General features: G+C 63.4%; 9 protein-coding genes. 2 read left to right on the top strand and 7 right to left on the bottom strand.

What is annotated here, in order from left to right:
* Positions 1 to 171: 171 nt before the first annotated feature.
* Together EGJ22_RS24665 and EGJ22_RS24660 are read right to left on the bottom strand one after the other, a co-directional pair.
* Positions 172 to 2,727 (bottom strand): sulfite reductase flavoprotein subunit alpha, encoded by a 2,556-nt coding sequence (locus EGJ22_RS24665; RefSeq protein WP_125920436.1) that lies wholly within the window; start codon positions 2,725 to 2,727, stop codon positions 172 to 174.
* A 149-nt stretch (positions 2,728 to 2,876) separates the two neighbouring features.
* The gene (locus EGJ22_RS24660; protein ID WP_009685133.1) at positions 2,877 to 5,180 is read right to left on the bottom strand and encodes a TonB-dependent siderophore receptor; all 2,304 of its coding nucleotides are present in this window, start codon (positions 5,178 to 5,180) and stop codon (positions 2,877 to 2,879) included.
* 220 nt (positions 5,181 to 5,400) lie between these two features.
* Here EGJ22_RS24660 and EGJ22_RS24655 point away from each other — a divergent pair, with 220 nt between their 5' ends.
* Both EGJ22_RS24655 and EGJ22_RS24650 read left to right on the top strand, forming a co-directional pair.
* Positions 5,401 to 6,081 carry a Fe2+-dependent dioxygenase gene (locus tag EGJ22_RS24655; protein WP_009685134.1) on the top strand — a complete coding sequence of 227 codons (681 nt, stop codon included), beginning with the start codon at positions 5,401 to 5,403 and terminating at the stop codon, positions 6,079 to 6,081.
* A 2-nt stretch (positions 6,082 to 6,083) separates the two neighbouring features.
* The gene (locus tag EGJ22_RS24650) at positions 6,084 to 6,833 is read left to right on the top strand and encodes a tetratricopeptide repeat protein (RefSeq protein ID WP_009685135.1); all 750 of its coding nucleotides are present in this window, start codon (positions 6,084 to 6,086) and stop codon (positions 6,831 to 6,833) included.
* Positions 6,834 to 6,938: 105 nt separating this feature from the next.
* On the opposite strand, the gene EGJ22_RS24645 is transcribed toward EGJ22_RS24650, so the two are convergent.
* The 5 genes from EGJ22_RS24645 to EGJ22_RS24625 form a co-directional block, all read right to left on the bottom strand.
* Complete coding sequence (locus EGJ22_RS24645; RefSeq protein ID WP_029885071.1) at positions 6,939 to 8,102, bottom strand: type III PLP-dependent enzyme; 1,164 nt, start codon at positions 8,100 to 8,102, stop codon at positions 6,939 to 6,941.
* 505 nt (positions 8,103 to 8,607) lie between these two features.
* Complete coding sequence (locus EGJ22_RS24640) at positions 8,608 to 9,765, bottom strand: betaine/proline/choline family ABC transporter ATP-binding protein (RefSeq protein WP_009685137.1); 1,158 nt, start codon at positions 9,763 to 9,765, stop codon at positions 8,608 to 8,610.
* Positions 9,762 to 10,415 (bottom strand): ABC transporter permease, encoded by a 654-nt coding sequence (locus EGJ22_RS24635; RefSeq protein WP_009685138.1) that lies wholly within the window; start codon positions 10,413 to 10,415, stop codon positions 9,762 to 9,764. The genes EGJ22_RS24640 and EGJ22_RS24635 overlap by 4 nt, the downstream gene beginning before the upstream one ends.
* The gene (locus tag EGJ22_RS24630; protein ID WP_009685139.1) at positions 10,412 to 11,326 is read right to left on the bottom strand and encodes a glycine betaine ABC transporter substrate-binding protein; all 915 of its coding nucleotides are present in this window, start codon (positions 11,324 to 11,326) and stop codon (positions 10,412 to 10,414) included. The genes EGJ22_RS24635 and EGJ22_RS24630 overlap by 4 nt, the downstream gene beginning before the upstream one ends.
* Positions 11,327 to 11,339: 13 nt before the next feature.
* On the bottom strand, positions 11,340 to 12,053 hold the full coding sequence (locus EGJ22_RS24625) for an ABC transporter permease (RefSeq protein WP_009685140.1): 714 nt from the start codon (positions 12,051 to 12,053) through the stop codon (positions 11,340 to 11,342).
* Positions 12,054 to 12,561: the final 508 nt, after the last annotated feature.

Raw genomic sequence — 12,561 nt, 5'->3', positions numbered from 1 at the left:
TGGCCCGAAACAAACGTAGGAGCGAGCGCAGCTCGCGATTGCGCCGCGCGGGCGGCGCTCGCTCCAACAGGCGCTGCATACCTTGTGGCAAACACCTGTCAGCCCTAAGGCGATCCCTGTGGGAGCTGGCTTGCCAGCGATAGGGCCCGTGCCGGCTACATCAAAGGCTGATCAGTACACATCCCGCCGATACCGCCCATCCTCGATCAACTGCTGCACAGCGGCCTCCCCAAGAATGCCATTGAGCGCCGCATCCACCCCCGCAGCCATGCCTTGCAAGCTGCCGCAGACATACACACACGCACCCTCTGCCAGCCAACGCTTGAACGCCTCGGCCTGCTGCAGCAATACATCCTGCACATACACCTTTTCGGCTTGATCGCGAGAGAACGCCAGGTCCAGCCGTGCCAGGTCGCCGTTGGCCAGCCAGCCTTGCAGCTCTTCACCACACAACAGGTCATGGGCGCGGTTACGCTCACCGAACAGCAGCCAGTTGCGCTGCTCCCCCGCATTCACCCGCGCCCGTATCAGGCTGCGCAGGCCGGCCAAGCCAGTGCCGTTGCCGACCAGGATCATGGGTGCGGCGTGGCCCGGCAGGTGGAAGCCGCTGTTGCGGCGCAGGCGCAGGCTTAGTGTGCCATTGAGCGGCAGGTACTCGGTCAACCAGCCGGAACCCAGGCCCAGCTGCCCATCGGCGTGGCGCTCCTGGCGTACGATCAACTCGAGCACGCCATCGCTGGCAATCGAGGCGATGGAGTATTCACGGCTGCCAATCGGCACCAGGGCATCGACCAGCGCCTGCGGCTGCAGGCCGATCAGGTGATCACGGCGCGTGGGCAACTGGCGCCCGGCCAGCGCCTGTGCCAGGGTTTCACTCAGGCCATTGACCTGCACCGCTGTGGTTGCATCGACCGCCATGCCCTTGAGGAACGCGGCGACCCGCGGTGGACCATTGAGTGGCAGCACTTCCACCAGGTCGCCAGCCTCCCAACTGACCGGGGTTTGCGGTTGTAAGCCGAGCAGGTAGACCGGCCGGCCCTGGCTGCCGGGGTTGAGCAGCTTGCGCTGCACCAGCGTCCAGTTGGCGAAACTTGGCGGTTGCCAGGCGGCCATCGGCTGGGCCCCGGTCAGCTGCGCCAGCGCTTGCTGCCACTGCTGCAGGGCAGCCTGGTCGGCATTGTCCACTTCCACCGGGCTGAACGCGCTGTTGGCCCCGCGCTCGGCGAGCCACGCTTGCAGGCGGCGGGCGAAACCGCAGAAGTGCGGGTACTGGCGATCGCCAAGGGCGAGCAGGGCGTAGCTGAGGTTGTTCAGCGCCCAGGGCTGCCCGAGCACTTTGCGCTCGAAGGCGCGCGCGCTGTCGGGGGCTTCACCGTCGCCGAAGGTGCTGACTACAAACAGTGCGCGGCGGGCCTGGCGCAAGTCTTCCTCACCCAGTTCGGCCAGGGCGCGGACCTGCACCGGCAGGCCGGCTGCCTGCAACTGGCCGGCGCTCTGCCAGGCCAGTTGCTCGGCCAGGCCGCTCTGGCTGGCGAAACCGATCAGCCAGCTGTCGCCGTTGCCACTGTTGCTGGCAACGCTGCCGCGAGCGGCGCGCACCTGGCGCTTCTTGCGGCGGCGGTCGAGGTACAGCAGCCAGCCGGTGACGAAGAACAGCGGCATGGTCAGGCTGGCGATGGTGACGATGATGCGGCCCGGCAGGCCAAAGTATTCACCCACATGCAGGGCGTAGACGCTTTGCAGCAGTTGGGCCTTGAAGGATTTGTCGGTATAGCGCTCCTGGCGCCTGACCTGGCCGGTGGCCGGGTCCAGCACCAGGGTGTTGAAGGCCCGTGGGTGGTCGGCGCTGTCCAGCAGGTAGAACAGGTTGGCCGGCTGACCGCCTGCCGGTGGCAGGCGAAGGTTGTACGCCGCCAGGCCGGGCCCGGCAGCCCGTTTGAGGCTGGCCCAGATGGCATCGTAGTCGACCACCCGTGGCGGCGCGTTGGGGTCGACCGTTTGCGGCCCGTGGCGGCCTCGGCCCTCACCGCGTTTGTGCTGCTGGCCAGCGGCCGGGGCATCGGCCAGCAGCCTGTTCAGGCCTTCGCGGTACCACTCGTAGGACCAGAACAGACCGGTCAGGGCAAACAGCAGGTAGAACAGCAGGCACCAGGTGCCGGCCACGGCGTGCAGGTCCCAGTTGAAGGCGCGGCCATTCTTGGCCCAGTCCAAGGTCAGCCATGTGCGCCAGTTAAGCGCCTTGCGCGGCCAGCGCAGGTACAGGCCGGACAGGCAGAAAAACACCAGCAGCAGGGTGCAAGCGCCCGTGATCTGCCGGCCGGTATCACCCATCGCCAGGAAGCGGTGCAGGGTGAGCATGAGGTTGAAGAAGCCTTGCCCGGCGACTTCGCCCTTGAGCTCGCCGGTGTACGGGTCGGCGTAGCGCAGCAGGCCACGGCGTTCGCCCGGTGCGGGCATGAAGAAGATACGGGCGGCATTGCCTTCGCGCACATCCACCCACAGCATCGATACCTTCTCGTGTTGCTGGGCTTCGACCCGTTGCACCAGCTCGGCTGGCGGCAGTACGCCTTCGGCGCGCACCTCGACCTTCAGCACGTCGGCATTGAAGGCGCGCAGCAGTTCTTCCTGGAACGAGTACAGCGCTCCGGTAATGCCCATCAAGGCCAGCACCAGGCCAGCGGTGATGCCAAAGAACCAGTGCAATTGGAACAGCGTCTTCTTCACCACATCATCACCTTGTGTTTCTGCCGCATGCTGCGCGGCGTGCATTATGCCTTGATACGCAAAAGCCCCGCTCACGGAGATGAACGGGGCCGGGGTGGGTGTTTTTTAGCGTGTTGCGTTTTACCAGCGCCGCCCGGTCAACCCAACCCCTGTCAGAAGTGCACGCTGGTGGTCAGCAATGCCGTGCGCCCAGCCGCCTGGTTGGCGAAGTGGGTGGAGAAGGTCTTGTCGTAGTAAACCTCGTTGGTCAGGTTCTGCACGTTCAATTGCAGGTCGATGTTCTTGGTCAGCTTGTAGGCAGCCATGGCGTCGTAGCGTACATAGCTGTCGACCATGGTGGTGTTGGCTACGCTGCCGTACACGTCATCCACGTAGAACGCACCGCCGCCCACGGTCAGCTTTGGTGTAATCGCGTAGGTGGTCCACACGCTGGCGCTGTTGTTCGGGGTGTTCGGCAACTGGTTGCCGTCGTTGGCCTTGCCCAGCGGGCCGCCGTCGATCTGGCGGGCCTGCATGTAGGTGTAGCCAGCGAACACTTGCCACTTGGCGGTGATCTTGCCGCTGGCCGACAGTTCGATACCCTGCACGCGGGTTTCGCCGACGTTCTCGTAGCTTGTGGTATCGACCTGAACGCGCGCGTTTTCCTTCTCGGTGCGGAACAGCGCGGCGGTCAGCGACAGGCGTTGGTCGAGCAGGTCCCATTTGGTACCGATTTCGTAGTTGGTGGTCTCTTCCGGCTCCATGTCGCTGCTCAACAGGTTGCCGGCACGATCGGTGGTGTTGCCCAGTGGGTTGGCCTCCATGCCTTCGCCCAGCATTGCCCCCGGTGGGGTAGCAGAGGTGGCGTAGGACACGTAGACGCTGCCGTTGTCGGCCGGTTTCCATACCAGGCCCAGCTGGCCGGTGACGAACTCGCTGGTATCCTTGCCTTTGGCGGCTACGCCCTTGGCATTGACCACGGTGGCGCCAGCAGCGTCATAGGTGCGGTACTGCGTATCGAAGTGGTCGTAACGCAGGCCCATGTTCACCAGCCATGCAGGCGACAACTCAAGGGTGTTGAATACATACAGGGCGCGGGTGTCGCTCTTGGTATCGGTGCCGGCGTAGTTGCGGGCGATACTGCCGTTCCACGGGTCATCCGGGTTCGGGTTGCTCAGCGAGGTGCAGTTGTAGCCGCTGTTGGCGCCGATCAGCCCGGGGTTGCACACGGATGCGTTCAGCCGGGTGTTGGTGTTGACGGTGTAGCTGGAGCGGTCGCTTTCTTCGCGGCTCAGCTCGATGCCGGTGGAGAAGCTGTTCTTCATGCCGCCCAGGTAGAACTCGCCAAACAGGTCGGTCTGGTTGGTGGTGGTGGCGGTGTTGCCAACGCGGGTGTTGGCCCGGCGCCAAACGCTGCCGTTGTTGACGTTGCCCTTGCTGTCGTCCGGTTGGGTGAGGATGTAGTCCTGCATGCTGTTGCCGTGGCGCAGGGTGTTCTTCACGGTCAGCGCGTCGGTCAGGTCGTGTTCGATGGCGAAGGTGGCGATATCTACCCGGCTCTTGCGGAAGTCGCGACCGCTCAGGCCATAGAAGTTGTCGCTGTCGCCGCCATCATCCGGCTTGCTCGGGTGGGCCGAAGTACGGGCAGCGCTGCCAGCCAACGGGATGCTGTACGGGATGCCCGAATCCGGCAGGTCGTCGCTTTCCAGGTGGTAGTAGTCGAGGTTGACGCGGGTCGGCGTGCCCAGGCCGAAGGCCAGCGACGGGGCGATGCCCCAGCGGTCGTAGTTCACCTTGTCGCGGCCGGCAACGTTGCTTTCATGGGTCATCAGGTTCAGGCGGCCGGCCACGGTATCGCTGAATTGGTAGTTACCGTCGAAGGTATAGCGTTGGGTCTGGTCGCTGCCCCAGGTCCAGGCACCGTCCAGCGAGTTGCCCAGGTGCGCGCGCTTGCTCACCAGGTTGATGGTACCGCCCGCTGCCCCGCGGCCACCTACGGCGGAGTTCGGGCCCTTGGCCACTTCAACCGACTCGATGGCGAAGATTTCGCGGGTTTGTGCGCCAGTGTCGCGCACGCCGTCCAGGTAGGTGTCGCCCTGGGCGTCGAAGCCGCGAATGAACGGGCGGTCGCCTTGCGGGTTGCCACCTTCGCCGGCGCCGAAGGTAATGCCTGGCACGGTGCGCAGCGCGTCTTGCAGGGTCAGGGCGTTGGTATCCTTGATCACCTGTTGCGGGATCACCGTGACCGAGCGCGGGGTGTCCACCAACGGTGCAGTGTACTTCTGCGAAGCAGCGCGCTCGGTTTTGTAGTCGCTGCTGGCCTGCTCAGCCTTGCCGTTCACGCTGGTGGCATCCAGGGTGATGGCACTGCTGGCAGCCGGGTCGGCGGCGTAGGCCGACGATGCGCCAAGCGCGATGCCTATGGCGCTAACGATCAGACGCGGTGAGCTTACTGCAGATGGTACGGACTGGCGCATTGCTGGAAACCTTCCCCAAGGTGGTGAGGCGGCGGATACTAATGTAAGCGATTGTGACTAACAATTGAGATTCGTTACCATTCGTGAAGAATTTACAATCTTTACAATTTGCCCTTAAGTTTCCAATCGGCTGAAACGTCGTAAGCGGCGAAAAGGCTTGTGTAGCGCAAAAGGGAATCAATATCATTGGGCCTTTACAGTTCCCGACGGTAACCTTGCCATGCTGCTGCACATCCCAGGCCTGTTCGCCGCTGACGAACTGGCCCGTATTCGCGAGGCCCTGGAGCAGGCTGACTGGGCCGATGGCAAGGTGACTGCCGGCCACCAGTCGGCCAAGGCCAAGCACAACCTGCAACTGCCAGAAGGGCACCCGCTGGCCAAGGAAATCGGCACCGCGCTGATCGACCGCCTGTGGAAGACCCCGCGCTTCCTGTCGGCAGCGTTGCCGCACAAGGTGTTCCCGCCACTGATCAATTGCTACCGCGAGGGCGGCAATTTCGGCTTTCACATCGACAATGCCCTGCGCCAGCCCAAGGGCAGCCCGGAGCGCGTGCGTACCGACCTGTCGTCCACGCTGTTTCTCAGTGACCCGGGCAGCTACGACGGGGGGGAACTGGTCATTCAGGACACCTATGGTGAGCAGCAGGTCAAGCTGGCGGCCGGTGACCTGGTGCTGTACCCCGGCACCAGCCTGCACAAGGTCAACCCGGTCACCCGCGGGCAGCGCTATGCCGCCTTTTTCTGGACCCAGAGCCTGGTGCGTGAGGACAGCCAGCGCGCGCTGCTGTTCGAAATGGACAATGCCATCCAGCAACTGACGGCCGATGTGCCAGAACACCCTGCGCTGCTGCAACTGACGGGCACCTACCACAACCTGCTGCGCCGCTGGGCCGAGGTCTGACCGTGGGCTATCAGTTGCGGCGTGAGGAAGTGCTGGACGTGGCCGGGTTGCGGGCCATGCTTGAGCAAAGCCCGGGCAAGGCGGCCCAGGCCATCCTGGCAGCGGCGGGGCAGGGCGTGGTCGAAGCGCAGTTGCTGCTGGGGCAGATCCTGCTCGATGGGCGCGGGATAGAAGCCGACGCCGAGGTTGCCCGGCGCTGGTTTGCCATTGCCGCGCAAGCTGGCAACGCCATGGCGCATAACATGCTCGGGCGTTGCCTGGAGCATGGCTGGGGCGGTGCGGTAAACCTGGCTCAAGCCGCCGTGCACTATGCCCGCGCCGCCGATGCCGGGCTTGCCTGGGGGCTGTACAACCTGGGTAACCTGCTGGCGACCGGGCGTGGTGTGCCGGCCAACCAGGCGCAGGCGCTGATGTGCTACGAGAAGGCCGCACAGCAGGGGCATGCCAAGTCGATGAACCTGTACGGGCGCTATCTGGAGCAGGGCATTGCCACCGCGCCCAGCCCCGCGCGTGCGGTGCGCTGGTATCGCCGGTCGGCCGAGGCAGGGGATTTTCGCGGCATGTTCAGCCTGGGGCTGGTGCTGGTCGAGCGTGGCCAGGTGGCCGAGGCTGCGCCTTGGCTGGAGCGTGCGCGGGTCGAGGGTAACCTGAACTTTCTGCGTGCGGCGCTGGTGACCCTGCAGGGCGCGGGGCCGGTGCTCATGGCGTTTGCCGCGCGCTATGCCGAGGAAATCGAACGGCGCGAAGCTTGAAGTTGCCTGTGCTGGCCCAATCGCCGGCAAGCCGGCTCCCACCTCGACAGCGCTGATCTCGGCATCTGCACACATGAAAACGGGGCCTCGCGGCCCCGTTGTGCATTACAGGTAGTAGGCCTTCAGCGGCGGGAAGCCGTTGAATTCCACTGCGCTGTAGCTGGTGGTGTAGGCACCGGTCGACAGCCAGTACAGGCGGTCACCAATGGCCAGGTTCAGCGGCAGGCCGTACTTGTAGTTCTCGTACATGATGTCGGCGCTGTCGCAGGTAGGGCCGGCGATGACCACTTCTTCGGTTTCGCCTTTCTTCTCGGTCCAGATCGGGAACTTGATGGCTTCGTCCATGGTTTCGATCAGGCCGGAGAACTTGCCCACGTCGGTGTAGATCCAGCGCTCGACGGCGGTACGCGACTTGCGTGCAACCAGCACCACTTCGCTGACCAGGATGCCGGCGTTGGCGATCAGCGAACGGCCAGGTTCGAGGATGATTTCCGGCAGCTCGTCACCGAAGTCTTCCTTGAGGAAGCGAATGATTTCTTCGGCGTAGGTTTCCAGGCTGTTGGTACGGGTGATGTAGTTGGCCGGGAAGCCACCGCCCATGTTGATCAGCTTCAGTTCGATGCCGTCTTCTTCCTTCAGGCGCTCGAAGATCACCTTGACCTTGGCGATGGCGGCGTCCCACACGCTGATGTCGCGCTGTTGCGAACCGACGTGGAAGGAGATGCCGTAGGGCACCAGGCCCAGGTCGCGGGCCAGGATCAGCAGGTCCATGGCCATGTCGGTCTGGCAGCCGAATTTGCGCGACAGCGGCCAGTCGGCAGTGGTCGAGCCTTCGGTGAGGATGCGCACGTACACTTTCGAGCCCGGGGCGGCCTTGGCGATGTTGCGCAGGTCGGCTTCGGAGTCGGTGGCATACAGGCGCACGCCCTTCTCGTAGAAGTAGCGGATGTCTTTGGACTTCTTGATGGTGTTGCCATAGCTGATGCGGTCAGCGCTGACGCCGCGGCCCAACACCTTGTCCAGCTCGTAGATCGAGGCGATGTCGAAGCTCGAACCTTTCTCCTTGAGCAGGTCGATGATCTCGACAGCCGGGTTGGCCTTCACCGCATAGTAGACCTTGGCGAATTCGAAACCCGCGCGCAGGTCGTCGTAAGCCTGGCTGATCATCTGGGTATCGATGAGTACGAACGGGGTTTCCTGCTTGTCGGCGAACGCCTTCATTTTCTGGAAGGTATCACGCGCGAAATAGTCTTCGACCTGGATCGACATGCTCAGGGACTCCATGGGCAAACTGAAAGATTAAGTGGCTGCAAACTGAACGTCCTCCGTATCCCCACTTTGGTTCGCCTACTCAGTACTTGAGCCGGATGGATCGTTTCCAGCATGGACGTTCGGCGCGCACTTTAGGGCGTGAAGAATGCAGAATCAACAGGCAATCCTGGCGTGATCGGCGTTGATCGGCCACCTGTCGTTTGAATAAACGACTCATATGACCGGCTGATGTTCCCGGTGGTGTTTCAAGCGTAAAAAATTGTGGAATGGACCACGTCGGCTCATGTGCGGTTGAAGCCGCTGCTACAGGGTTTTGACCCACCCTGTGGCAGCAGCCCGATACCCGATGGCACCAGAGGTGTTCATATTTATGGCCACGCTTTTCTGGTACCCACGTACCGAAAATCGCGCATAAATTTTTTGTTACCGACCGACGGATGCGACGCTTCTGGTGCGTGAAACCCGTATCCGCACCTAGCTGCGCATCAGTAGGCAGCGCTCATCACGATGCCACCGCCTCCGCCGGGGAGACGATGCTGGTCTTGGCGCCGCGCGAGCGGCCGGAACTCAGGTACGCCGCAATCGACTCCTGTGTCACCTCGCCGAGGAACACCTGCTCGGCATCCAGCACCGGCAACCACGCCCGGTTGAACTCGTACATGCGCGACAGCAGGATGCGCAGGTGCTCGTCGTGCGAGGCGGTGGCATTGAACGGACGCAGGAAGTCGCCACAGGTGCCCTGCTGGCGGTGCATGTCCCGCCGGCGTACATAGCCCAGGGCCTTGTTCTGCGCGTCGGTGACCACCACGTAGCGGCGGTCGTGTTCGTCGAGCAGTTCCAGCGCATCGCTTACCGGCGTTTCCGGGCTGACCGCCGGGGCGTTGTCTGCCGCATCTTCGGCGCGCACCAGCAGCAGGCGCTTGAGGGTGCTGTCCTGGCCTACGAAGTTGCTCACGAACTCGTCTGCCGGGTGCGCCAGCAGGGTGTCCGGGTGGTCCAGCTGCAGCAACTTGCCGGCCCGGAAGATGGCAATCTTGTCGCCAAGCTTGATCGCTTCGTCGATGTCGTGGCTGACCATGATCACGGTCTTGTTCAGCGCCCGTTGCATTTCGAAGAACTCGTTCTGGATCATTTCACGGTTGATCGGGTCGACCGCGCCGAACGGTTCGTCCATCAACAGCACCGGCGCATCGGCCGCCAACGCGCGGATCACGCCGATACGCTGCTGCTGGCCACCGGAAAGCTCGCGCGGGTAGCGTTGCAGGTACTGTTTGGGCTCGAGCTTGATCATGTGCATCAGTTCGCGGGCACGCTCGTGGCATTTCTGCTTGTCCCAGCCGAGCAGGCGCGGCACCACGGTGATGTTCTCTTCGATGGTCATGTTGGGGAACAGGCCGATCTGCTGGATCACGTAACCGATGTGGCGGCGCAGGGTCACTTCGTCCAGCCCGGTGGTGTCCTCGCCATTGATGAACACCTGGCCCGAGGTTGGCGTGATCAGGCGGTTGATCATTTTCAGCGTGGTGCTTTTGCCGCAGCCCGATGGGCCGAGGAACACGCAGATTTCCCCTTCGTTGACGGTGAGGCTTACCGCGTCGACGGCTTTGACCTCCTTGCCGTTGACGTTGAAGGTTTTGCTGAGGTTCTTCAGTTCGATCATGAGCGCAGTCCTTCTGGAGTCAGGGCACGTTGCAGGGTTTGCAGCAGCAGGTCGGCGAGGATGGCCAGCAGGCTGACCAGTACCGCGCCGACCAGCAGCATCGACATGTCGCTGCGGCTGATGGAGGTCAGGATCAGCACGCCAAGGCCGCCGGCGCCGATGGTGGCGGCAATGGTCATGACGCCGATGTTCATCACCACGGCGGTACGCACGCCGGCGAGGATCACCGGCACGGCGATGGGCAGCTCGACCATGCGCAGGCGCTGGCCGAAGGTCATGCCGATGCCGCGCGCGGCTTCGCGGATGCCGGGTTCGACATTGGTCAGGGCCAGGTAGGTGTTGCGCATGATCGGCAACAGCGAATAAAGGAACACGGCGGTAATCGCCGGTAGCGGCCCGAGGCCTTGGCCGAATTTGGAGTAAAGCGGCAGCAACAGGCCGAACAGGGCAATCGACGGGATGGTCAGCAGTACCGTGGCGCTGGCCTGCAGCGGGCCGGCCAGGGCCGGGAAGCGGGTCATGAGGATGCCCAGCGGCACGCCCACCAGAATCGCCAGGCCCACGGCCACACCGACCAGCATGATGTGTTGGCCGGTCAGGTTCAGTACCTGGGCCCAGTCGAGGTGGTTGAAAGTATCGATCAGGTTCATGGCTGGCCCTCGCTGGTCAATGGGTGATCGCGCAGGAAGGCGGCGGCCACGGCGGTCGGGTTCTGGTGCTCGACATCGACCTTGGCGTTGAGCTGGCGCATGGTTTCATCGTCCAGTTGCTCGGCCAGCGGTTTGAGCAGCCCCGCCAGCTGCGGGTTGGCGTCGAGCACGGCCTTGCGCACCACCGGCGCGGCCGTGTAGTCAGGGAAGTAGCGCTTGTCGTCTTCCAGCAGCTTCAGGTTGAAGGCACTCAGGCGGCCATCGGTGGTGTACACCAGGCCGGCGAACACCTGGTTGTTACGCATGGCGGTGTAGACCAGGCCCGCGTCCATCTGGCGGATGTTGGCGCGGCCCAGTTGCAGGTCGTACATCGCTTTCAGGCCGACCAGGCCATCGGGGCGGTTGGCGAACTCGGTGTCCAGTGCCACCAGGTGCTTGCGCTCGCTTTCGTCACGCAGTACCTGGTTAAGGTCGCTGATGCTGTTGACCTGCGGATAGGCCTCGGCCACTTGCTTGGGCAGGCCCAAGGCGTAGGTGTTGCTGAACTTCGACGGGGTCAGCCAGACCAGGCCCTTTTTCGCGTCCAGCGCCTTGACCTTGGCGTAGGTGGCTTCGGCGCTGGGCATGCGTTCTTCGATGTGGTTGTACGACACCAGCGATACGCCGGTGTATTCCCACATCAGGTCGAGCTGGCCGGTTTCCTGGGCCTGGCGCGCGATGTTGCTACCCAGGCCGGTGGTGACGCGCACGTCGAAACCGTTGGCACGCAGGTACTGCGCGGTGATTTCGGCCAGTACGGTCTGTTCGGTGAACACCCGCGCGCCGATGCGGATCTGGGGCGTTTCCGCTGCCTGGGCAAATCCTGCGAACAGCAGGGCCGCGCCCAGCAGCAAGGCGATTGTTTTCTTCATGCGTTCCCTATCCTTAGTGGGCCAGGCCACGTTCCAGCCAGCGCTTGCTGGAGAAACTCACCGCCGCGTCCAGTAGCAGGGCCAGCAGTGCGGTACAGGCGGCCCCCAGCAGCAGCTGGGGCTGGTTGTTCAGGGCGATGCCGGGGAAGATCAGGCTGCCCAGGCTATTGGCGCCAATCAAGAATGCCAGCGGTGCGGTGCCCACGTTCAAAGCCAGGGCCACGCGAACACCGCCGACAATGATTGGCACGGCGTTGGGCAGCTCGACCTGCCACAGTTGCTGGCGTGGGGTCATGCCAATGCCCGTGGCGGCTTCCTTGAGCGAGGCGGGGACGTTTTTCAGGCCTTCGTAGGTGTTGCGCACGATGGGCAGGAGGGAGGCGAGGAACAGTGCGAAGATCGCCGGCCCGGCGCCGATGCCCAGGATACTCAGGGCGATGGCCAGAACGGCCAGGGGGGGGATGGTATTGCCAACGTTGAAGAACTGCATGAAGCGCTCGGCTTTGTCGACCCGGTGCGGCCGACTGAGCGCAATGCCGGCGGGGATGCCCACGGCCAGTGCCGCCGCCATCGAAGCCAGCACCAGTACCAGGTGCGCTTGCAGGTAGAACCCAAGATCGTCGCGATACCGCGCGATCGTGTCGATGCCGATCCAGTGGACCAGCAGGGCCAGGATGACGAGCACGGCGGCCCATCCCAACAGCCCTTTACCGTAGCGTTTAGCCACAGGCAGACTCCTTGTGTTGTCGGCGAGCACACTTCTTGGTTGCCGGCCAGGGGTGGCGGCGGGTGGTGTGTTCGCGAGTAGCAGCCAGATGCAAACCGAAGGCTGCGATCTGGCCATGAGCCGAACCCCGTCGGGCCCGAAAATGCTGATGAAACCAGCCCTCAACCGAAGCGGGTTGCAGGGGAGTGGACGTCTCCAGGGCCCTAAAGGTTCCCATTTGAGGCGGCATTTGGCCAGCGTTAATCACTGGGGGAGTGCAAATTTGGCGAGAGAAAACAGCGGCTTAGCGCGCTGCAGGCGTTGAAATAACTGCCCTGTGGCCATTTGTCGTGATAAAGCGATTGTGTGGTGAATCTGCTGTGGCAGTGCTGGCCCTATCGCTGGCAAGCCAGCTCCCACAGGGATCGCCTTAGGGCTGACAGGTGTTTGCCGCGCCTGTTAGAGCGAGCGCCGCCCGCGCGGCGCAATCGCGAGCTGCGCTCGCTCCTACGTTTGTTTCGGGCCAATT

It is taken from the genome of Pseudomonas sp. p99-361, assembly GCF_003935475.1.
Lineage (GTDB): Bacteria > Pseudomonadota > Gammaproteobacteria > Pseudomonadales > Pseudomonadaceae > Aquipseudomonas > Aquipseudomonas juntendi.
This window is presented reverse-complemented; position numbering and strand designations above follow the sequence as displayed.